Origin of the sequence: Chelatococcus daeguensis (genome assembly GCF_001887265.1) — a bacterium.
Classification (GTDB): Bacteria; Pseudomonadota; Alphaproteobacteria; order Rhizobiales; family Beijerinckiaceae; genus Chelatococcus_A; species Chelatococcus_A sambhunathii.
Window position 1 is genome coordinate 1,659,525 of the sequence record NZ_CP018095.1, and the last position, 19,649, is coordinate 1,679,173.

Below are 19,649 nucleotides of genomic sequence, written 5' to 3' on the forward strand. Positions count from 1 at the left end.
GGCGAAGGCCGTCGCCGGATCCCGGGGGCGGCCTCAATCGTGTGAAGTCAGGCGCCGAGGCGCTCGGCCGGGATGCTGAGCCGCATGACGAGGCCCTCGCGTGACCACTCGCGCGCCAGCGCGCCGCCCAGTTGCCGCACCGTCGAGCGCGCGAGCGAGCTGCCGAAGCCTTCCTCCGCCGGCGGATGCTGGATGGGCGGTCCGCCGTGCTCCCGCCAGAGGATCGTCACCCGGTCGCCATCCAGCGCCCAGCGGATCGTGACCCGTCCTGTCGGGCTGGAAAGGGCACCGTACTTGGCGGCGTTGGTCGCGAACTCGTGCATCAGAAGCGCGATGCCAGTGAGTGCCGGGCCGCCGATGGGCAGGTCGGTGCCGTCGAGCGCAAGGCGACCGGGCGCCGACGCCTCGCGATACGGTTCGAGGATGGCTTCGATGAGCGCCCTGAGCGTCGTGCTGCGCATGCCGTCGCCGGCTGCAGCATGCAGCGTCAGTTCGTGCGCCCGGGCGAGTGCGGCGAGTCGCTCGCGGATCGCGTCGGTCACCGTTTCCGCACCGGCCGCACGGCCGCTGAGGCTGACGATGCCGATCGCGAGGGCGAAGAGATTCTTGATCCGGTGGTTCATCTCCCGCAGCAACAATGCCTGCTGCTCCTCGGCCTGCCGCCGGTCCGTGATATTGCGGGCGATCTTCGAGGCCCCGATGATCCGTCCCGCGCCGTCATGAATGGGCGAGACGGTGAGCGAGACATCGACGAGCCTGCCGTCCTTGCAGCGACGCACGGTCTCGTAATGGTCGACGCGTTCGCCCCGGCGGATGCGTTCGAGAATGGAGGGCTCCTCGTCCGGCCGGTCGTCGGGGATCAGGATCATGACCGGTCGGCCGATGGCTTCGGCCGCCGTATAGCCATAGAGGCGCTCGGCGCCTCCGTTCCAGCTTGTCACGATGCCGTCGAGGTCGGTGCTGATGATGGCATCGTCACTCGACTCGACGATCAGGGCGAGCCGGCGGGCAGCTTCTTCGGCGTGCAGCCGTTCCGTCATATCGACGAGGACGTTGACGGCGCCGACGAGATGGCCCGATGCGTCGAAGAGCGGTGTCGGATAGGGGAGAAACGGCACCCTGGTGCCGTCCGGCCGTTCGGCCACCGCGTCGAGGCCGCGGATTGGTCGCTTTTCCTTGAGCGCCATGGCCATCGGGCATTCGTCGTGCGGCAATGGCGTTCCGTCGGGCCAGAAGAGCTTCCACGAGCCGCAGAACTCGCTCTTGCCCAGTTCCGGGCGGCAGCCCCAGAGGTTTACCGCCGCCTCGTTGTAGAAAGTGATCCGCCCCTGCGCGTCCGTCATGTAGATCGCGGCCGGCAGGAGGCTCAACAGCTCGTGCGAGCGCAGGGCCTCGTTATAGACCTGCTCCTGTTGCTGCCGGTGTTCCGTGATGTCGCGGAAGCAGTTGATCGCCCCCGTGATCGCGCCGGCGGCGTTGAACAGCGGGTTGATGTTGACGAGAGCCAGAATGCGCGTCCTGTCCGGCCGCTCGATCACGATCTCCGCGTTGCGAACAGGCGCGCCTGTCCGCAAGGTTTCCGCCATGGGGTGCTGCCCGTGGGGCAGGAGCGAGCCATCCGGACGATAAAGACGAACAGCACCGCCGAACCGCTCGCTCGGGTCGTTGAGTCTCGGCCTGCGACCCCACAGATCAGCCGCACCCTGGTTGTAGCGGACGATACGCCCTTCGTGGTCGCAGATATAGAATGCGCCCGGGAAGAGGTCGAGCAGGCGCTCGATGTCCAGCCAACTGTCGGTGGGCTCGCGTTCCACTTGTGACAGCGGCAAAGAGGTAACGTCGGAGCTGCTCATCGGCAACCTATGCGATAGACACTGCGTGATGCCCGGCGGCCGACAATCTTGCTCCGTCGAAGTGCCATGGCCGCTAGTTGTTGGTGGTCACTCTCGGAAATGCAAGCATATTCGTCGCTGCGCTGCGAACGGCGGGGGGAAGACGGCGGTGGGGAGGGTCGTTCGCCGGCTTCAGGTGGTCAGCTTGTCCCATGCCGCCATGGCGCAGCCGGCCACGGAAAGCAGCGTCTCGCGCGATGCCCCGTCGCGCGCCCTGATGGACAGGCCGTGCTGCACGGTGGCATAGAAATTCGCGATGGCGGCGCAATCGGCATGGTTCGGGATCTCGCCGTCGGTGACCGCCCGCTCCAGCCGCTCCTCGAGGATGCGGACACCGTCCAGCCGACGCTTCTTTAGGTCGTCGCGGATGGCGGGGCTGGCGCATTCGGGTTGGGGCGCCCCGAGCACGATCAGGCAGCCGCGCGGTTCGGGCCCGCTCGTATAGGCAAGGGCGGTCGCTTCGAGCAGATGTGCCACCGCCTCCCGTGCGGTCGGCGCCTTAGCGATCTCTTCCCAGATGCCTTTGCCTTCGGTCTCGGCATAGAATGCAACCGCTTCGCGAAAGAGGCCTTCCTTGCTACCGAAAGCGGCGTAGAGGCTGGGCGGGTTCAGCCCCATGGCAGCGGTCAGATCCGCCATCGAGGCATTGTCGTAGCCCTTCTGCCAGAAGACCTCCATCGCCTGGCGAAGGGCCGCCGTGCGGTCGAAGCTGCGGGGGCGTCCACGCTGGGCCATCGGGCTCGTCACCATTTTATGTATCGATTGATAAAATAAAGCCCTTGACGGCTGGCGGCAAGCGCATAGCTTTTGTGTATCGTTCGTTACACAAAGGACCAGCCATGGCCGTTCTTCAGGACAAAGTCGCGCTCGTCACCGGTGGCAGCCGCGGTATCGGTGCGGCGATCGCGCGCCGCCTCGCCGCCCGGGGGGCAGAGGTTGCGATCACCTATGCGCATGCGCAGGACAAGGCGGCACGCGTCGTCGCCGACATTGAAGCGGCCGGCGGCAAGGCGCGGGCAATCCGGGCCGACAACCGCGATCCCGGAGCGGTAACGGCGGCCGTCGACGCCGTCGCCGCCCCGAAGGGAAGGATCGATATCCTTGTCAACAACGCCGGCATCTTCGAGACGGGCGAGATTGTGGACCTGACGGCCGAGCACTTCAACCGCATGGTCGACGTCAACCTGCGTGCCGTCTTTCTGGCATCGAGCCGGGCGGCCCGGGCGATGGGAGAGGGCGGGCGCATCGTCACCATCGGCAGCACGCTCGCCGTGCGCGTTCCGTGGCCCGGCATCAGCCTCTACGCCATGACGAAGGCGGCGCTCGTCGGCTTGACGAAAGGCATGGCGCGGGATCTCGGCCCGCGGGGCATCACGGCCAATATCGTCCATCCCGGCTCCACCGACACCGACATGAACCCGGCCGACGGCGAGAGCGCCGATCTGCAGCGCGGCCTTATGGCCATCGCGCGCTATGGCCGACCGGAGGACGTCGCCGATCTCGTGGCTTGGCTCGTCGGGCCGACCGCGGCTTCCGTCACGGGCGCCGAATTCACCATCGACGGCGGCGCCAACGCCTGAGGCCTCAGGCCGGCGCCGCGTCGCGGCCGAAGGTAGCGCTCGCCGCCTCGCGGGCGTGGGCAGGCATCTCGTCGTCCTCGAACAGCTCCGGATGCGCCCGGGCGAGGCGGGGCAGGGAGTTCAGGATCTCGCGCAGGTGCAGGCGCATGGCATCGCCCGCCCGCTGCGCGTCGCGACAGGCGATCGCCCGGACGATCTCCGCGTGCTGGTCGATCAGCAGCGACATGGGCGAGGCTGCCGGCAGGCTGAGGTAGCGTACCCGGTCCATCTGCGCCTTCACGTCCTCGATGAACGGCCAGGCGCTCGCGCATTCCACCGCCTCGGCCAGGGTGCGGTGGAAGGCCTCGTCGTAGCGCAGGAAGAGGCGCTGGTCGTCGCTGGCCGCCGCCTCCTTCTGCAGCGCGATGAGTTCGCCGAGCCGGTCGAGTGCCTCGGGGGGCGCCACCGCGCAGGCTGTCGTCGCCACAGCCACCTCGACCGCCTCGCGCACGAATCGCGCATTGGCGACGTCCCTCATGGAGATTCTCACCACGAAGGTGCCGCGCTGCGGCAGGATGCGCACGAGCCCCGCCTCGCTCAGCTTGATGAAGGCCTCGCGTACCGGCTGGCGGCTGACCCCGAAGCGGGCGCCGATCTCCTGCTCCGACAAACGCTGCCCCGGCAGATATTCCAGCGTCACGATCGCCTGCCTGAGCAGGCGATAGATCTGCGGCGCGATGGCCGCCGCAGGATCGACTTCGTTTCTCACGCAGCTTTCCTCCCGGGCGTCTTGCATTTTGCTATAACCATACTACCATACCAGTTAAGCGAGCGGGATAGGCATAAGGCTCGTTCGCCGGGGAAACCTCTGGGAGATTGCTGATGTTCATCCATCGAGTCGTCCTGTCCGCCTGCGCGGGCCTTGCGGCGCTTGCCGCCGCCACCACCATGTCGAGCGCCGCGCTTGCGGCCAAGTATCAATTGAACATCAACACGGCGCTGACGACGGACGACCCCATCTACAAGGGGCTCGAGCGCTTGCGCGACCGTATGAAGGAGCGCAGCAACGGCGAGTTCGAGATCCGTATCTTCTCCGGCTCGCAGCTCGGCAAGGACGAGGACGTGCTCGAGCAGGCGCGCGCCGGCGCCAATGTCGCGGTCGTCGTCGACGGCGGCCGTCTCGCCGTCTTCGTGCCTGAATTCGGTGTCCTTGGCGGCCCCTTTCTCGCCAGCGGCTACGACGGCGTGCGCAAGGTCGTGACGTCGCCGCTCTTCGACGCATGGGCGCAGAAGCTGCGCAAGGCCTCCGGCCACGAGGTGCTGTCCTTCAACTGGTGGCAGGGTGAGCGGCATCTGCTCACCAACAAGCCGGTGTCGAAGCCGGCGGACCTCGCCGGCGTCCGCATGCGCACCCCCGGCGCGCCGGTCTGGATCGAGACCATCCGCGCGATGGGCGCGACGCCGACGCCCATGGCCTGGGCTGAGGTCTATCCGGCACTGCAGCAGCAGGCCATCGACGCCGTGGAGGCGCAGACGCCGGCCGCTTACGGCGCCCGTCTCTACGAGGTCACCAAGCACATGACCAAGACGGGCCACATCAATCTCATTACCGGCCTCGTCACCAGCGCCGGCTGGTTCGACGGCCTGCCCGCCGACATGCAGACCGCGCTGAAGGAAGAGGCCCTGGCCGCCGGCGACTTCGCCTCCCGCACGACCGAGGAGGCCATCGGTACCTACGAGAAGGACATGGCCGCCAAGGGCGTGACGATCACCGAGATCGACGTTACCCCCTTCCGCGAGGCGACGGCGGACGTCTACGGCAAGCTCGGCTATGCTGAGCTCAAGAAGACCATCGACGAGATGTTGAAGTAATCACGACGGGCCGCCTTGCCAGGCCCCCGCCCGGGCCGCTGCTTTGGTGGCGGCCCGTTTCCATTCGGAGACGCTCCATGCGCTTCTTGCTCGCGCTGGAGGATGCGCTCGCCAAGCTCCTGCTCGGCGCGATCGTCCTCCTCGTCTTTCTGGCGGCCATGGCCCGCACTTTCGGCCATCCGCTGATCTGGTCCGTGGACCTCGCCCAGCTCTTCTTCGTCTGGCTCGCCATGCTCGGGGCCAACAAGGCGCTGCGCATCAAGGCGCATGTCGGCGTCGATTTCTTCGTGCGCAAGCTGCCCGTCAGGCTGCGCCACGGCCTCGAGATCCTCTTGGGGCTCATGACGCTCGCCTTCCTTCTCACCATGGCCTGGCAGGGCGCGCGTCTGACGATGCTCAACCTCGAGCGCGTCTATGGCGACAGCGGCATCTCCTACGGCTGGGTGACGGGCGCGGTACCGGCCGGTTGCCTGCTGCTCGCCCTCACGCTCACCGTCCACCTCGTGCGCAGCCTCGCCGGCGCCTTCACCGGCGGCTCCCTCGGCCCGAACCTCGTTTTCGCGCGGCCCGACGAGGACATGGCCGGCGCCAGCCACGCCGCGGAGTGACAGGCGATGCTGCTTCTCGGTGCGATCTTCTTCGTCCTGATGTTCGCCGGCCTGCCGATCGCTTTTGCCATCGGCATCGCGGGCTTCAGCTTCTTTCTCGGTGCCGGCTCGATCCCGGTGTCCATCGGCGTGCAGCAGGTGGCCACGGCCTCGCAGAGCTTCCCGCTGCTCGCGGTGCCCTTCTTCGTGCTCGCCGGCCACATGATGAACCGCACGGGCATCACGACCCGGCTCATCGCCTGCTCCAATGTGCTCGTCTCGTGGATGGCCGGCGGCCTCGCCCAGGTCTGCATCGTGCTGTCGACCCTGATGGGGGGCGTCTCCGGCTCGGCCGTCGCCGATGCCGCCATGGAGGCGCGCATCCTCGGGCCGGACATGATCCGGCGCGGCTATTCGCGCGGCTTCACCGGCGCGGTCATCGCCGTCGGCTCGCTGATCACGGCGACCATCCCGCCGAGCCTCGGCCTCATCCTCTATGGCTTCGTCGGCAACGTCTCCATCGGCAAGCTGTTCCTCGCCGGCGTCATCCCCGGCCTCGTCATGATGGCGGCGATGATGTTCACGGCCTGGCTCGTCGCCCGCAAGCGCGGCTACCAGGCGGAGGGCGCCGAACTGCCGACGGCGCGCGACGTGTGGCGCGCGATCCGCGATGCCAAATGGGCGCTGCTCTTCCCCGTCATCCTGCTCGTCGCCATTCGCGGCGGTATCTTCACAGCCTCCGAGGTCGGGGCCTTCGCGGTTGTCTATGCCATGCTCGTCGGCGTGCTGCTGCACCGGGAGCTGACCTGGTCCGGCCTCGTCGAGGCGCTCGGCGAAGCAGTGCTCGACGTCGGCGTCATCATGCTCATCATCCTGATGTCGGGCATGGTCGGTTACGCCATCATCTTCGAACAGGCGCCGCAGACGATCGCTGCGGCGATGCTCGGGCTGACGCAGGAGCCGGTGCTCGTCATCCTGCTCATCCTCCTCTTCCTGTTCATCGCCGGGCTCTTCGTCGAATCGACCGTGCTCGTCCTCATGCTGACGCCGATCTTCGTGCCGCTCGTCACGCGGCTCGGGGTCGATCCCGTGCACTTCGGCATCCTGATGATGTCGGTCATCACCCTCGGCGGCATGACCCCGCCGGTAGGCGTCGCGATGTACACGGTCTGCGGCATCCTGCGCTGCCCGGTCGAGGAGTATTTCCGGGAATCGCTGCCGTTCCTCGCCGCGATCATCCTCGTCATCCTCGCGCTCGCCCTGCTGCCGGGCGTCGTCCTGTTCCTTCCCAATATCGTCGGCTGAGGCGCTCTCTCATGGAAGAAACGTTCCGATGGTTCGGTCCGGCGGACCCAGTGCGGCTGAACGAAATCCGGCAGACCGGCGCGCGTGGCATCGTCACGGCGTTGCACGACATCCCCTATGGCGAAGTCTGGCCCCTCGAGGCGATCATGGAACGCAGGCGCCTGATCGAGGCCGATCGGAGCCTCGGCCTGCGCTGGAGCGTCGTCGAGAGCCTGCCGGTGCACGAGAACATCAAGCTCGGGGAGGGGGATCTGCGTCCCCTCTTCGACAACTACCGCACCTCGCTGCGCAATCTCGCCGCCGCGGGCGTCACCACCGTCTGCTACAATTTTATGCCGCTGCTCGACTGGATGCGGACGGATCTTGCCTATCCCCAGCCTGGCGGCGCGCTCGCGCTTCGTTTCGACGCCCATCTCCATGCGGCCTTCGACTGCTTTATGCTGGAGCGGCCGGGTGCTGCGGCGGAGTTTTCGCCGGAGGTGCTGGCCCGCGCGAGGGCGTGGTTCGACGCCTCGACCGAGGCCGACCGACAGCGCCTGCTCGACACGATCATGGCCGGCCTGCCGGGCGCCTACACGCGCTACGACGTGCCGGGCCTGAAGGCCGTGCTCGCGCGCTACGACGGCTTCGGCGTCGCGGACCTGCGCGCCAACCTTAAGCGCTTCCTCGAGGAGGTGGTGCCGACGGCGGAGGAGGCGGGCGTGCGCCTGTGTGTGCATCCGGACGATCCGCCGCGACCGCTCTTCGGCCTGCCGCGCATCGTCTCGAATGCAGAGGATCTTGCCTATATCGTCGCGGCCGCGCCATCGCCCGCGAATGGCATTACGCTGTGCACAGGCTCGCTCGGCGCCAGGGCCGATAATGATCTTCCGACGATCGCGCGCCGCTTCGCAGCCCACATCCATTTTGCACATCTGCGCAATGTGAAGCGCGACGCGGACAGCAGCTTCATGGAGAGCGAGCATCTCGACGGCGACGTCGACATGGTGGCCGTCATCGTCGCGCTGCATGCGGAAGAGCAGCGCCGCGCGCGCGAGGGCCGGGCGGATCGGCAGATACCCATGCGCCCCGACCATGGGCAGGTGCTGCTCGACGACGGTTCGCGCAAGACGCATCCGGGCTATCCGCTCGTCGGCCGGCTGCGGGGACTCGCCGAACTGCGCGGCGTGATGAAGGCGGTGGCCGCGCTCACCTGAGCGGGCCTGACCGGCTTTCGCAGAATTCGGCAACGCGCCGGGGCCTTCGTCCCGGCGCGTTGTCGCTTCAAGCGGCCTCCCGCTCGCGCTGCTTGACGTCCGTGAGGATCTGGCCCGCCACCTGCCGGACGATGGCGGCGAGCGCCTCGAAATCCCTGCGGCGGGAGGAACTACGTCGCCAGGCAAGGCCGATGGTGCGATAGGGCTCGGGATCGGCGAAGCGCACGAGCCGGATGCGGGCATCTTGTCCGACCTCCACGGGCACGGCGATCTCCGGCACGAGGGTCAGGCCATAGCCGTTGGCGACGAGTTGGACGATCGTCGCCAGGCTGGAAGCCCCGAACTGCTGTCGCTGCGTCGCTCCCGGCATGCCGCAGAAGGTCAACGCCTGCTCGCGCAGGCAATGCCCCTCCTCGAGGAGGAGGAGACGCTTGAGATCGAGCGTCTCCGGCTGAGGCCGCTGATGGGCCGGCATGTCCTCCGCCGCGGGCATGGCGAGCAGGAAATTGTCGTCGAACAGCGGCACGGCCTCGATATCCGGATGGTCGATGGGCAGCGACATCAGGACGACGTCCACCCGCCCGGCCACCAGCTCGTCGAGGAGCTGGGCCGTGAGCGTCTCGCGGATGTTGAGCGACAGCGCGGGATAGGCCTCGGTGATCTCGGGCAGGATGCGTGGCAGGACATAGGGCGCGATCGAGGGAATGATGCCGAGCTGCAGCGGCCCGGACAGCACCTCCTGACGGGTGCGCGCATATTCCATGAGATCGCGCGCTGCCACGAGGATCTCCCGGGCGCGCCGGGCCACCTCGTGGCCCATCTCCGTCAGCTGGACGTCGCCCCTACGCCGCTCGATGAGGACCGTGCCGAGCAAGGCCTCGAATTCCTGCATCTGCATCGATAGCGCCGGCTGGGTGACCGAGCATTCTTCCGCCGCGCGGCGGAAATGACGATGGCGGGACAGGGCCTCGAAATATCTGAGATGGCGCAGAGTGATCATGGCAATCAGTCTTTCTTATCAACTGAGTAAGGTAAAACAATTGGACCTGATACGGAACTATCCTCAATGTCGCGTTCAGAAACGTGAAAGGAGAGGTTCGATGTCGAAATCGACGATGACGACGGCCAGTGGCGCGCCTGTGGCGGACAACCAGAACAGCCTTAGCGCCGGACCCCGCGGCCCGCTCCTGATGCAGGATTTCCATCTTCTCGAGAAGCTGGCGCATCAGAACCGCGAACGCATTCCCGAGCGCACGGTCCACGCCAAGGGCTCGGGTGCCTACGGGACGCTGACCATTACCAACGACATCAGCCGCTACTCCCGCGCAAAGATCTTCTCGCAGATCGGCAAGCAGACAGAAGCCTTCCTCCGCTTCTCGACCGTGGCGGGCGAGCGCGGCGCCGCCGATGCCGAGCGGGACGTGCGCGGCTTTGCCCTGCGCTTCTACACGGAAGAGGGCAACTGGGACATCGTCGGCAACAACACGCCGGTCTTCTTCGTGCGCGACCCGCTGAAGTTCCCCGACTTCATCCATACCCAGAAGCGCCACCCCGTCACCAACCTGCGCTCGAACACCGCCATGTGGGACTTCTGGTCCCTGTCGCCGGAGAGTCTGCACCAGGTGACAATCCTGATGTCCGACCGCGGACTGCCGCAAAACTACCGGCAAATGCACGGCTTCGGCTCGCACACCTATTCCTTCGTCAATGCCGCGGGCGAGCGCTTCTGGGTGAAGTTCCACTTCAAGTCGATGCAAGGCATCGCGACCTGGACCAATGCCGAGGCCGAGCAGGTGATCGGCAAGGACCGTGAATCGGCCCAGCGGGACCTCTTTGAGTCGATCGAGAAGGGCAACTATCCACGCTGGCGCTTCTGTATCCAGGTGATGCCGGAGCTCGACGCCGAAAAGACGCCGTACAATCCCTTCGACCTCACCAAGGTGTGGCCGCACGCCGACTATCCGCTCATCGAGGTCGGCATCCTCGAGCTCAACCGCAACCCGCAGAACTACTTCGCGGAGGTCGAGCAGGCCGGCCTGACGCCCGCCAACGTGGTGCCGGGCGTCGGCTTCTCGCCCGACAAGATGCTGCAGGCGCGCATCTTCTCCTACGCGGATGCGCATCGCTACCGGCTCGGCATCAACCACCACCAGATCCCGGTGAACCAGCCGCGTTGCCCGGTGCACACCTACCACGCCGATGGCGCCATGCGCCTCGCAGGCCACGCCAATGCGAACGCCTATTACGAGCCGAACAGCTTCGGCGGCCCGGCCCAGAACCCGGACTATGCGGAGCCGCCGCTGAAGATCTCGGGCGATGCGGCGCGCTACGACCATCGCGCGGGCAACGATGACTACACCCAGCCCGGCAACCTCTTCCGCCTGATGCCCGCCGACGCGCAGGAGCGGCTGATGGACAACATCGCCGCCGCCATGGACGGCGTACCCGAGGAGATCGTGCGCCGGCAGATCGTGCACTTCCACCGGGCCGACCCGGCCTATGGCGCCGGCGTCGCCCGCCGCATGGGCGTCGACGTCGGCTCGCTTGCGACGGCCGCGGAATAGGCTGCCGCCGCCGATGGGCATCCACCTGCCGCGGGCGTGCTCGCGGCAGGGCCGCTCGAAGGCCTCCGTTCGCCGCCCGACGATGTGCATGACGACCTCCTCTGTGGCGCCTGCAGACGATCCTGCGCGGCGTGACGACGCATTTGACGCACGAACAGCCCGTTCGTTGCGGACGTCGGCAGATCCGGAAAGTCCACAATCAATAGTTATGCATAATGCTATATACAACCATAGGTGATTAGAACCAGAAACGGTCCCGGCATGCAAGAGGGCATTGTGCCGGTGCCGCGCAGCGACCGCCGGCCCTGCTTGCGCGGGGCTGGTGCCGCGCGCGCGGTGCCGGCTCTGCATGGAATAAGCGCACTTGCATCACCCTGCGGCATGAAGCACTGTGCGGCCCTCGTTGCTGTCGAGACGCTGGCATGACTCTGCTGATCATCGGCCTTGCGATCTTTTTCGCTGCCCATGTCTTCACGATGTATCGCGGTCTCCGCGCTGTCGCTGTCGCGAGGCTGGGCGAGGGGGGCTACAAGACGCTCTATTCGCTGGTGTCCCTGATCGGTCTCATGCTGATCGTCTGGGGCTTCGGGCGCTATCGGGCGGAGGGCTACATTCCCCTTTGGGACCCGCCACTGTGGGGGCGGCACCTGGCGCTGGCGTTGATGTGGCCCGTCTTCGTTCTGCTCGTCGCGGCCTATGCGCCCGGTGCGATCAAGCGCAAGGTCCGCCATCCCATGCTGGCGGCGGTGAAGATCTGGGCCTTCGCGCACCTTCTCGCCAACGGCGATCTCGGTTCCCTGCTCCTGTTCGGCTCTTTCCTCGTCTGGGCGGTGGTGGACCGCATCGCCGTGAAGCGGCGTCCCGGCAGCGATGCGGCCGTTCCGGTCGGCTCTCCCCGCAACGACGTGGTGGCGGTCGTCGCTGGTACTATCGTCTATGTTGCTTTTTTGTTCTGGCTGCATCCGCTATTGATCGGGGTACCGGTATTGCCGGCCTGAACGGGGAAAGGAATAAAGCATGTCGGTTGTGGGTGGCGTACGCCGGCTGACGGCGCCGGACATTCGCGCGCGCAAAGGCGGAGCGCCGGTCGTCGGGCTCACTGCCTACCATGCCCCCGGAGCGCGCCTTGCCGACGAGCATTGCGACTTCCTCCTGGTCGGCGATTCCCTCGGCATGGTCCTCTACGGCTACGACACGACCGTGCCCGTGACGCTCGACATGATGATCGCGCACGGTGCCGCCGTCGTGCGGGCTTCCCGCCATGCCCTCGTCGTCGTCGATCTCCCCTTCGGCTCCTACGAGGACGGCCCGCAGGCTGCCTTCCGGGCCGCCTCGCGTGTCATGAAGGAGACCGGCTGCGGTGCGGTGAAGCTGGAGGGCGGCTGCCACATGGCGGCGACCGTCGGCTATCTCGTGGAGCGCGGCATTCCCGTGATGGGACATGTCGGCCTGACGCCGCAGTCCATCAACAGCTTCGGCTCCTTCCGCCCGCGCGGGCGCGACGACGTGGAGAGCGAGGCGATCGCCGCCGATGCCGAAGCGGTCGTCTCTGCCGGCGCCTTCGCGCTGGTGGTGGAGGCCGTCCCGGTGCGTGTCGCGGCGGCCCTGACACGCGCCATGCCCGTGCCGACCATCGGCATCGGCGCCTCTGTCGTCTGCGATGGTCAGATCCTCGTTGCCGAGGACATGCTCGGTCTCATGCCGCGCGTGCCGAAGTTTGTCCGGCGCTATGCGGAGGTCGGGGCCATCGCTTCCGACGCCATCGCCCGCTATGCGCGCGACGTCCGCAACCGGGCCTTCCCCGGCGTCGAGAACACCTATGCTGAACCCGGCTTCGAGGCGCCGGACATCGCTCCTTCGGACGACGAGCCGAGCGCTGCAACGAAATAGCGATCCGCACGCGCATCCAAGACACGCCCGTACCCCACGGTCATCCTCGTACCGACTGGCGAAAGTGTGGGGAAAGCCGATGATGGCGCTGGCCTTGTCGTGGCTGGAGGACTGGCGTGCACTCGTGCCATTCGTGCTCGCGGCGGTTGTCGTCATGGGCAGTCCCGGCCCCTCGACGATCAGCCTCGCCGCGGTCGGCGCGGCCTTCGGATTCCGGAGGTCTCTCGGCTATGCCGCGGGCCTCGTGGCGGGCACGACGACGGTGCTCTTCGCCATCGCCCTCGGCATGGCCACGCTGCTGGGCGCCTTGCCCGGCGTTGTGCCAGTTCTCGCGGCGGCGGCCGGCCTCTATATCCTCTACCTTGCCTTCGACATCGCGACAGCGCCGCCGCTCGACCGCGGCGGCCGCGGTCGTGGCGAAGCAGCCGCGCCCTCCTTCATCGGCGGCTTCCTGCTGGCGCTCGCCAATCCCAAGGCCTGGCTCGCCATCACCGCCGTTTTCACCAGCACGAGCGTCGTGAGCAGCGCCGACTGGAAGGACGCAGCCATCAAGACGGCCGTCCTCGCGGCCATGATCGTCATTATCCATCTCGCCTGGTTGCTGGCGGGCACCGGTCTCTCCCGCCTCCTCCATGATCCGCTTGGGGCGCGGCTGACCAATGTCACGCTTGCCCTGCTGCTTGTCGCCTCCCTCATCGCGCCGCTACTGTGAGCGATGCTTCGGGGTGCGCCTTCAACCTTTCCGGCGCGATGTTCCAGGCAGGGGCGACGGAAGGGTGAGATCAGGCCAGCGGAGGCGGCCGCCGGCGGATCGGCTGCGACTTGACGATGGCGGTGCTCGTCTCGGCCTTGTCGGCGATGCGGTCGAGGATGCGGTCGAGTTCCTCGATGGAGCGCACGAAGAGACGGGCGATGAAGCAATCGTCGCCCGTCACCTTGTCGCATTCGCAGAAGGCCTCGGTCTCCTCGATGAGCTTCTGCACGACATGCAATCTACCTGGCATCGGGCGGATGCGGACGATCGCCTGCAACTGATAGCCGAGCGCCTGGGGGGCGATATCCACCGTATAGGCGCGCACCACGCCCCGTTCCTCCAGCCGCCGCAACCGCTCCGACACGCTCGGCGACGACAGGCCCACACGGGCTGCGAGCTCCTTGAGGGAGAGACGCGCATCCTCCACGAGGACGGCGAGGAGACGTCGGTCGATATCGTCCAGCATGGCGGCCTCATCGGCAGATTGAGCCTTCAGCCTTGCATAATTAGGAAGATTTGAAAACCTGCCTTCCAGAACGCATGGAATGCGCCCGGGCGCCGCATCATCATCGTCAGCGATGGCAATGGTACCGGCGGCAGCGGCCGCGGAGGACGGATCATGAGCGAGAGGTTGCGGGGCACGGCGGAGATGACGGCGGCGATGGTCATCTCCGGCACCATCGGCTGGTTCGTCGTCATGTCCGGCCGGCCTGTACTCGACGTGGTGTTCTGGCGCTGCGTCTTCGGGGCGGCGACGCTGCTCGTCGTCTGCGCGGCCATGGGCCTCCTGCGGGGAACATGGCCGCTTCGCATCCTCGGCCTTGCCGCGCTCGGGGGCGCGGCGATCGTGCTCAACTGGCTGCTGCTCTTCGCCGCCTATTCGCGGGCGTCCATAGGTGTCGCCACGGTGGTCTACAACACGCAGCCCTTCATGCTGGTGGGGCTCGGGGCGCTCCTTCTGCGCGAGCGGGTGACCGGCGCGCAGCTCGTCTGGCTCGCGCTCGCCTTCGCCGGCATGCTGCTGATCGTCGAGGGAAAACCCGCTGCGGCCACAGCCAGCGGCGATTATCTCGGCGGCATTCTCCTGGCGCTTGCCGCGGCCTTCTTCTATGCGCTCGCCGCCATCGTCGCGCGCAGGCTCGCCGGCACGCCGCCGCACCTCATCGCCCTCGTGCAGGTCTGCGTCGGCATCCTGATGCTGGCGCCCTTCGCCGATCTGGCGCATCCGCCGTCCGGCGCAAGGCAGTGGACGCTGCTCGCGACCGTCGGCATCGTGCACACTGGGCTCATGTACATCCTGCTCTACGGCGCTCTTCAGCGGCTGCCGACTCATCTCGCCGGGGCCCTGTCCTTCATCTATCCGATCGCCGCGGTGCTGGTCGATCTTCTGGTCTTCGGCCATCCCCTGCAGGGGCTGCAGATCGCCGGCGCCGTCGGCGTGCTTTTCGCCGCGGCGGCGATGAACCTCGGATGGTCGCTTCCCGGCCGTCCGCTCCGCCGGATCGCGCCGGCGCGAGCCTGCGATTGAACGCGCGGCGGCTCGGCCGGCGCGCGCTCGTCCATGGCGCTCGCCTTTGGCCGGTGACTGTGCTAGGCGACCGGCTGGATGAAATTTGCCCGCGCCTCGCGCGGGCCAGCGGTCTACGGGCTCGATGGCTGATATCTTTCACGAGATCGAAGAGGAACTGCGGCGCGACAAGGCGCTCGCCTTCTGGAAGAAGCACGGCACCAAGGTCATCGTCCTGGCGGTCGTGTTCGTCGCGGCCATTGGCGGCTGGCGATTCTACCAGCACCAGCAGCGCAGCCAGGCGGAGGCGACCGGCGCCCGCTACGAGCAGGCGCTCGAGCTTCTCGGTGCGAACCGGGGCGACGAGGCCGCGGCGCTGCTGCGCGAGATCGAGAACGACGGGTCGACCGGGTACCGCCTCGTGGCGCGCCTGCGCCTGGCGGCGGAGACCGCACGCTCGGATCCGGCCCGGGGCGTCGAGGCCTACGAGGCGATCGCGGCCGACGCGACCGTGCCGGCCGGCCTGCGCGATCTCGCGCGCCTGCGCGCCGTCGTCGCGGGCTTCGACCAGATGGACGCCCCGACCGTGACGGCGAAGCTCGAGCCGCTCGCCACGCCTGCCGCCGTGTGGCGCCACAGCGCGCGCGAACTCCTCGGCCTCGCGGCGCTCAAGGCCGGCGACTACGAGGCGGCGGGCCGCTGGTTCGATCAGATTGCCGCCGACCGCGAGGCGCCGCCGGCCTTGCGCCAGCGCGTCAACATCTATCTCGAACTCGTGCGCAGCGGCCCCGTCGGCAAGGCCGGCTGAGTTCACGAGGTACGAAGCCATGGCTGGCACAGTCGCCATCGTCGGCCGGCCCAACGTCGGCAAGTCGACGTTGTTCAACCGCCTCGTCGGCAAGAAGCTCGCGCTGGTCGACGACCGGCCGGGCGTTACGCGCGACCGGCGCGAGGGCGAGGCACGGCTCGGCGACCTCACCTTCAACATCGTCGACACGGCCGGCCTTGAGGAGGCGGACGAGGCCTCCCTCGCCGGGCGCATGCGTGCGCAGACCGAAGCGGCGATCGCCGATGCCGACGTCATCCTTTTCGTCGTTGACGTGCGGGCCGGCTTGACACCGACCGACCGCGCCTTCGCCGACGTGGTGCGCCGCTCCGGCAAGCCCGTGGTGCTGCTCGCCAACAAGGCGGAGGGTGGCAAGGGAATCGAGGGCGCCTATGAGGCCTTCGGCCTCGGCCTCGGCGATCCCGTGCCGATCTCGGCCGAGCACGGCGAGGGCCTTGGCGAGCTCTACGACGCGCTCGAGGCCCTGCTGCCGCGCGAGCCGGAGGAGGATGAGGACGAGGTTGAGGAGGTTGAGGAGGCCGACCGGCCCGTCCGCGTCGCCATCGTCGGCCGCCCCAATGCCGGCAAGTCCACCCTCGTCAACCGCATGCTGGGCGAGGAGCGGCTGCTCACCGGCCCGGAAGCCGGCATCACGCGCGACACCATCTCGCTCGACTGGGACTGGCGCGGCCGGCGGGTGAAGCTGTTCGACACCGCCGGCATGCGCAAGCGCGCCCGCGTCGAGGACAAGCTCGAGAAGCTATCCGTGGCCGACGGCCTGCGCGCCGTGCGCTTCGCCGACGTCGTCGTCGTGCTGCTCGATGCGACCATCCCCTTCGAGAAGCAGGACCTCACCATCGTCGACCTCGTCGAGCGCGAGGGCAGGGCGCTCGTCATCGGCCTCAACAAGTGGGACCTCGTCGCCGACCGGCCGGGCCTGCTGAAGGAATTGAAGGAAGAGGCCTCGCGCCTGCTCGCCCAGGTCAAGGGCGTGCCGGTCGTGCCGCTGTCCGGCCTCGCTGGCGAGGGTATCGATGTGCTGATGAAGGCGGTCTTCGCGGCGCACGACGTGTGGAACCGCCGCGTATCGACCGCTCAGCTCAACCGCTGGCTCGGCGACATGCTGGCGAGCCACCCGCCGCCGGCGGTGGCCGGCCGGCGCATCAAGATCCGCTACATGACCCAGGTGAAGGCGCGCCCGCCGCACTTTGCCATCTTCGGCAACCAACTGCAGGAACTGCCGAGGTCCTACACGCGCTATCTTGTCAACGGCCTGCGCGAGGCCTTCGACCTGCCGGGCGTGCCGATCCGCCTCTCACTACGCACGGGCAAGAACCCGTACGAGAAGGGCAGTCGGCAATAGGCAATCGGCAGTCGGATCAACGACTGCCTAATGCCTCGCCTTAGGCAGGCATCTGCGGCTTCAGCAGCCGATCCTCGCGAAAATCGTAGATGAGCCCGCTCTCCTGCCACTCCGGCAGCACCAGCTTGACGAGGTGCGGCGCGAAATCCTCCGGCGTGCGCAGGGTCTGCGGGTCCTCGCCCGGCATGGCCGCCCGGCGCATGGCCGTGCGCAGCGGGCCCGGATTGGCGAGCATTACCTTCACCGGCGTGCTGGCGGTTTCGGCCGCATAGGTCCGCGCCAGCATCTCGAGCGCCGCCTTCGAGACCGCATAGACGCCCCAATAGGCGGTGCCCTTGTGCGCCGCGCCGGAGGAGACGAACACCGCCCGGCCGGCATCGGAGGCACGCAGCAGCGGATCGAGCGAGCGGATGAGGCGCCAGTTGGCGGTGACGTTCACAGCCATCACGTCGTCCCACACCTTCGGCTCGATATGACCGAGTGGCGAGAGCGCGCCGAGCAGCCCGGCATTGGCGACGAGCACATCAAGCTTGCCCCAGCGCTCGTGGATGGCGGCGCCGAGCCGGTCGAGCGCATCGTAATCCTTGAGGTCGACCGGCACCAGAGTTGCCGAGCCGCCGAGGGCGCGGATCTCGTCGTCGAGGTCCTCGAGCGCACCGCTGGTACGGGCAAGGGCGATCACATGAGCGCCGGCGCGCGCCAGTTCGAGCGCGACGGCACGGCCGATGCCGCGCGAGGCGCCGGTGACGAGGGCGATGCGGTCGGCGAGGGGGCTGGACATGGACGATCCTGCAGTTGAGGCGCGAGTCTGATCTGGCCCGTCCCTAGCACCATTTGCGCCGCTGGGCGAGGCTGGGAACGCAGTTGTGGAGTTTGTGCAACACTGTTGCCTTCTCAGCTCGCCGGCCTGTGATTTGCCCAGTTTTGCCGCAATGCGGCAGCATCTGACCGGTGTACATGGCGGCAGGCGGAAACCGCAGCTTTGGCGGGGCAATCGTGCTGATATCAGCGAGCATCGATGGACGTGTCGGGTGGCGGCGCTTCGTGCGCGGCGCCGGTCTGGCGCTCGTTGTTGCCGTGGCAGTTGCCATGGTTGCCGGGCGGATGGCCCATGCACGCAATGCGGCCGAGCGCCTCGCCGCCACCTTCGCGGCGTCGAGCCTCAGCGAGCTTGCCGTCCTGTCGCTTGATGCGGCATCGGCCATCGACGGTCAGGCCGTGCCAGCCGGCGAGACCAAGACGCCTTGCCAGCCGGGCATCCTGCCGACAGCCGCGGTTGCGGTGCCGTTGCGAGGCTTTTCGGGGCTTGCTGCCTGCGAGCAGAGCCGCATGCCGCCGACGCACGAGATGCCGCCGCCGCTCGGCCCGCCGCGGCTTCTCGTCATCTGAACCATCTCCGTTTTCGTTCATGACGCCCCGAGGGCATCGCCCGCACGGCAGGATTAATCCGCCGGGCACGCGATGTCCCGGCGGTCGCGGCGGGTGCCTGGAGGCCAGCCTCGGGCCGTGCCGCTGCCGGCGGCGTCCGCCCCTCCCGAGGAAGAAGACATGTCCATGAATCGTCGCAATTTTCTCTCCATCGGTCTCAGCGCCGCCGCCTGTTCGCTCGCGGGCTTGCCGGCCGCGGCCATGACCGGCGTCGGGGCCTCCGCCCAGCAGGCGCCTGATAACCTTGCCGGCCCACCGCAGGATTTCGTCATCGACCCCATCTACATGCGCCAGATCGTGCCCTACGAGGGTCCCGGCCGCCCAGGCACGATCGTCGTGCGCACCAAGACGCGCTTCGTCTATCTCGTGCTGTCAAATGGTGAGGCGCTGCGCTACGGCTGCGGCATCGGCCGCGACGGCTTCTCCTGGTCGGGCGAGGCGACCGTGGCGCGCAAGGCCGTCTGGCCCGCCTGGTATCCGCCGCCCGAGATGCGCAAGCGCCAGCCGGAGCTGCCGGTGATGATGGCCGGCGGCATCAAGAACCCGCTCGGCGCCCGCGCACTCTACCTCTACCAGAATGGAGTCGACACACTCTACCGCATCCACGGCACGACCGAAGCCTGGACCATGGGCCAGGCGGTCTCCTCCGGCTGCGTGCGGCTGATGAACGACGATATCATCGACCTCCACCAGCGCGTGCCGACAGGAACACGGGTGATCGTGATCTGACCTGTAGTTGTGCGGTCGTCAGTTGCCTGAGACGCGGTCGGCTTGGAGCGTCCTGGCCGGGCTTGTCCCGGCCATCCACGCCCCGACGTTGCACAGGCCGGCGGGCGTGGATGCCCGCGACGAGCGCGGGCATGATGCAGAGAGGGCCGGCCTGAAGGTTTCAGGGCTGGCAAGAAA

General features: G+C 67.6%; 20 protein-coding genes. 14 read left to right on the plus strand and 6 right to left on the minus strand.

Features of this window, described 5'->3' with window-relative positions; genetic code table 11:
• Positions 1 to 47: 47 nt before the first annotated feature.
• Together BOQ54_RS07890 and BOQ54_RS07895 are read right to left on the minus strand one after the other, a co-directional pair.
• A complete protein-coding gene (locus BOQ54_RS07890) occupies positions 48 to 1,853 on the minus strand; it encodes a PAS domain S-box protein (RefSeq protein ID WP_071923661.1) in 1,806 nt (601 codons plus the stop codon).
• A 171-nt stretch (positions 1,854 to 2,024) separates the two neighbouring features.
• A complete protein-coding gene (locus BOQ54_RS07895; protein ID WP_063186121.1) occupies positions 2,025 to 2,627 on the minus strand; it encodes a TetR/AcrR family transcriptional regulator in 603 nt (200 codons plus the stop codon).
• Positions 2,628 to 2,731: 104 nt separating this feature from the next.
• Between BOQ54_RS07895 and BOQ54_RS07900 the strand changes: the two genes are divergently transcribed.
• On the plus strand, positions 2,732 to 3,472 hold the full coding sequence (locus tag BOQ54_RS07900) for an SDR family oxidoreductase (protein ID WP_055460536.1): 741 nt from the start codon (positions 2,732 to 2,734) through the stop codon (positions 3,470 to 3,472).
• Between the two features lie 4 nt (positions 3,473 to 3,476).
• Here the strand turns inward: BOQ54_RS07900 and BOQ54_RS07905 are convergent, their stop codons facing one another.
• Entirely contained in the window at positions 3,477 to 4,220 is a 744-nt protein-coding gene (locus BOQ54_RS07905; RefSeq protein WP_082464889.1) for a GntR family transcriptional regulator, read from the minus strand.
• A gap of 113 nt (positions 4,221 to 4,333) precedes the next feature.
• Here BOQ54_RS07905 and BOQ54_RS07910 point away from each other — a divergent pair, with 113 nt between their 5' ends.
• From BOQ54_RS07910 to uxuA, 4 genes are all read left to right on the plus strand, one after another.
• Positions 4,334 to 5,323, plus strand: a complete 990-nt coding sequence (locus tag BOQ54_RS07910) for a C4-dicarboxylate TRAP transporter substrate-binding protein (RefSeq protein WP_055460538.1) — start codon at positions 4,334 to 4,336, stop codon at positions 5,321 to 5,323.
• Between the two features lie 77 nt (positions 5,324 to 5,400).
• The gene (locus BOQ54_RS07915) at positions 5,401 to 5,931 is read left to right on the plus strand and encodes a TRAP transporter small permease (RefSeq protein ID WP_055460539.1); all 531 of its coding nucleotides are present in this window, start codon (positions 5,401 to 5,403) and stop codon (positions 5,929 to 5,931) included.
• A 6-nt stretch (positions 5,932 to 5,937) separates the two neighbouring features.
• Positions 5,938 to 7,215 carry a TRAP transporter large permease gene (locus tag BOQ54_RS07920; RefSeq protein WP_055460540.1) on the plus strand — a complete coding sequence of 426 codons (1,278 nt, stop codon included), beginning with the start codon at positions 5,938 to 5,940 and terminating at the stop codon, positions 7,213 to 7,215.
• Positions 7,216 to 7,226: 11 nt separating this feature from the next.
• The gene (uxuA, locus tag BOQ54_RS07925; RefSeq protein WP_055460541.1) at positions 7,227 to 8,411 is read left to right on the plus strand and encodes a mannonate dehydratase; all 1,185 of its coding nucleotides are present in this window, start codon (positions 7,227 to 7,229) and stop codon (positions 8,409 to 8,411) included.
• Positions 8,412 to 8,478: 67 nt separating this feature from the next.
• On the opposite strand, the gene BOQ54_RS07930 is transcribed toward uxuA, so the two are convergent.
• A complete protein-coding gene (locus BOQ54_RS07930; protein WP_055460542.1) occupies positions 8,479 to 9,411 on the minus strand; it encodes a hydrogen peroxide-inducible genes activator in 933 nt (310 codons plus the stop codon).
• 100 nt (positions 9,412 to 9,511) lie between these two features.
• Here BOQ54_RS07930 and BOQ54_RS07935 point away from each other — a divergent pair, with 100 nt between their 5' ends.
• The 4 genes from BOQ54_RS07935 to BOQ54_RS07950 all read left to right on the plus strand — a co-directional run bounded on the left by BOQ54_RS07935 (position 9,512) and on the right by BOQ54_RS07950 (position 13,577).
• Positions 9,512 to 10,975, plus strand: coding sequence for a catalase (locus tag BOQ54_RS07935; RefSeq protein ID WP_055460543.1), 1,464 nt, complete (start codon positions 9,512 to 9,514; stop codon positions 10,973 to 10,975).
• Positions 10,976 to 11,397: 422 nt separating this feature from the next.
• Complete coding sequence (locus BOQ54_RS07940; protein WP_071923662.1) at positions 11,398 to 11,973, plus strand: NnrU family protein; 576 nt, start codon at positions 11,398 to 11,400, stop codon at positions 11,971 to 11,973.
• 19 nt (positions 11,974 to 11,992) lie between these two features.
• On the plus strand, positions 11,993 to 12,865 hold the full coding sequence (panB, locus tag BOQ54_RS07945; protein WP_063185967.1) for a 3-methyl-2-oxobutanoate hydroxymethyltransferase: 873 nt from the start codon (positions 11,993 to 11,995) through the stop codon (positions 12,863 to 12,865).
• Between the two features lie 82 nt (positions 12,866 to 12,947).
• Entirely contained in the window at positions 12,948 to 13,577 is a 630-nt protein-coding gene (locus tag BOQ54_RS07950; protein WP_348626519.1) for a LysE family translocator, read from the plus strand.
• Positions 13,578 to 13,647: 70 nt separating this feature from the next.
• On the opposite strand, the gene BOQ54_RS07955 is transcribed toward BOQ54_RS07950, so the two are convergent.
• Positions 13,648 to 14,085: an Lrp/AsnC family transcriptional regulator gene (locus tag BOQ54_RS07955; RefSeq protein WP_055460547.1), complete on the minus strand. Its 438-nt coding sequence runs from the start codon at positions 14,083 to 14,085 to the stop codon at positions 13,648 to 13,650.
• Positions 14,086 to 14,238: 153 nt separating this feature from the next.
• On the opposite strand from BOQ54_RS07955, the gene BOQ54_RS07960 reads away from it, so the two are divergent.
• From BOQ54_RS07960 to der, 3 genes are all read left to right on the plus strand, one after another.
• Entirely contained in the window at positions 14,239 to 15,147 is a 909-nt protein-coding gene (locus BOQ54_RS07960; protein ID WP_071923664.1) for a DMT family transporter, read from the plus strand.
• Between the two features lie 124 nt (positions 15,148 to 15,271).
• A complete protein-coding gene (locus tag BOQ54_RS07965; protein ID WP_055460549.1) occupies positions 15,272 to 15,934 on the plus strand; it encodes a tetratricopeptide repeat protein in 663 nt (220 codons plus the stop codon).
• A 19-nt stretch (positions 15,935 to 15,953) separates the two neighbouring features.
• A complete protein-coding gene (gene der / locus BOQ54_RS07970) occupies positions 15,954 to 17,315 on the plus strand; it encodes a ribosome biogenesis GTPase Der (RefSeq protein WP_055460550.1) in 1,362 nt (453 codons plus the stop codon).
• Between the two features lie 40 nt (positions 17,316 to 17,355).
• Here der and BOQ54_RS07975 read toward each other — a convergent pair whose 3' ends face one another.
• Positions 17,356 to 18,096, minus strand: coding sequence for an SDR family NAD(P)-dependent oxidoreductase (locus BOQ54_RS07975; RefSeq protein WP_055460551.1), 741 nt, complete (start codon positions 18,094 to 18,096; stop codon positions 17,356 to 17,358).
• A gap of 176 nt (positions 18,097 to 18,272) precedes the next feature.
• Here BOQ54_RS07975 and BOQ54_RS07980 point away from each other — a divergent pair, with 176 nt between their 5' ends.
• Positions 18,273 to 18,704, plus strand: coding sequence for a hypothetical protein (locus tag BOQ54_RS07980; protein ID WP_145979743.1), 432 nt, complete (start codon positions 18,273 to 18,275; stop codon positions 18,702 to 18,704).
• Positions 18,705 to 18,863: 159 nt separating this feature from the next.
• Positions 18,864 to 19,472, plus strand: a complete 609-nt coding sequence (locus BOQ54_RS07985; protein ID WP_055460553.1) for a L,D-transpeptidase — start codon at positions 18,864 to 18,866, stop codon at positions 19,470 to 19,472.
• Positions 19,473 to 19,649 lie beyond the last annotated feature (177 nt).

What these genes read in the sequence shown, in the direction of transcription:
- BOQ54_RS07975 (WP_055460551.1), bottom strand. Translation starts at nt 18,096, where the DNA reads ATGTCCAGCCCCCTCGCCGACCGCATCGCCCTCGTCACCGGCGCCTCG.
- BOQ54_RS07980 (WP_145979743.1), top strand. Translation starts at nt 18,273, where the DNA reads ATGGCGGCAGGCGGAAACCGCAGCTTTGGCGGGGCAATCGTGCTGATA.
- BOQ54_RS07920 (WP_055460540.1), top strand. Translation starts at nt 5,938, where the DNA reads ATGCTGCTTCTCGGTGCGATCTTCTTCGTCCTGATGTTCGCCGGCCTG.
- BOQ54_RS07910 (WP_055460538.1), top strand. Translation starts at nt 4,334, where the DNA reads ATGTTCATCCATCGAGTCGTCCTGTCCGCCTGCGCGGGCCTTGCGGCG.
- BOQ54_RS07960 (WP_071923664.1), top strand. Translation starts at nt 14,239, where the DNA reads ATGAGCGAGAGGTTGCGGGGCACGGCGGAGATGACGGCGGCGATGGTC.
- BOQ54_RS07930 (WP_055460542.1), bottom strand. Translation starts at nt 9,411, where the DNA reads ATGATCACTCTGCGCCATCTCAGATATTTCGAGGCCCTGTCCCGCCAT.
- uxuA (WP_055460541.1), top strand. Translation starts at nt 7,227, where the DNA reads ATGGAAGAAACGTTCCGATGGTTCGGTCCGGCGGACCCAGTGCGGCTG.
- BOQ54_RS07890 (WP_071923661.1), bottom strand. Translation starts at nt 1,853, where the DNA reads ATGAGCAGCTCCGACGTTACCTCTTTGCCGCTGTCACAAGTGGAACGC.
- BOQ54_RS07935 (WP_055460543.1), top strand. Translation starts at nt 9,512, where the DNA reads ATGTCGAAATCGACGATGACGACGGCCAGTGGCGCGCCTGTGGCGGAC.
- BOQ54_RS07950 (WP_348626519.1), top strand. Translation starts at nt 12,948, where the DNA reads ATGGCGCTGGCCTTGTCGTGGCTGGAGGACTGGCGTGCACTCGTGCCA.
- BOQ54_RS07940 (WP_071923662.1), top strand. Translation starts at nt 11,398, where the DNA reads ATGACTCTGCTGATCATCGGCCTTGCGATCTTTTTCGCTGCCCATGTC.
- BOQ54_RS07915 (WP_055460539.1), top strand. Translation starts at nt 5,401, where the DNA reads ATGCGCTTCTTGCTCGCGCTGGAGGATGCGCTCGCCAAGCTCCTGCTC.
- panB (WP_063185967.1), top strand. Translation starts at nt 11,993, where the DNA reads ATGTCGGTTGTGGGTGGCGTACGCCGGCTGACGGCGCCGGACATTCGC.
- BOQ54_RS07965 (WP_055460549.1), top strand. Translation starts at nt 15,272, where the DNA reads ATGGCTGATATCTTTCACGAGATCGAAGAGGAACTGCGGCGCGACAAG.
- BOQ54_RS07985 (WP_055460553.1), top strand. Translation starts at nt 18,864, where the DNA reads ATGTCCATGAATCGTCGCAATTTTCTCTCCATCGGTCTCAGCGCCGCC.
- BOQ54_RS07895 (WP_063186121.1), bottom strand. Translation starts at nt 2,627, where the DNA reads ATGGCCCAGCGTGGACGCCCCCGCAGCTTCGACCGCACGGCGGCCCTT.
- BOQ54_RS07900 (WP_055460536.1), top strand. Translation starts at nt 2,732, where the DNA reads ATGGCCGTTCTTCAGGACAAAGTCGCGCTCGTCACCGGTGGCAGCCGC.
- der (WP_055460550.1), top strand. Translation starts at nt 15,954, where the DNA reads ATGGCTGGCACAGTCGCCATCGTCGGCCGGCCCAACGTCGGCAAGTCG.
- BOQ54_RS07955 (WP_055460547.1), bottom strand. Translation starts at nt 14,085, where the DNA reads ATGCTGGACGATATCGACCGACGTCTCCTCGCCGTCCTCGTGGAGGAT.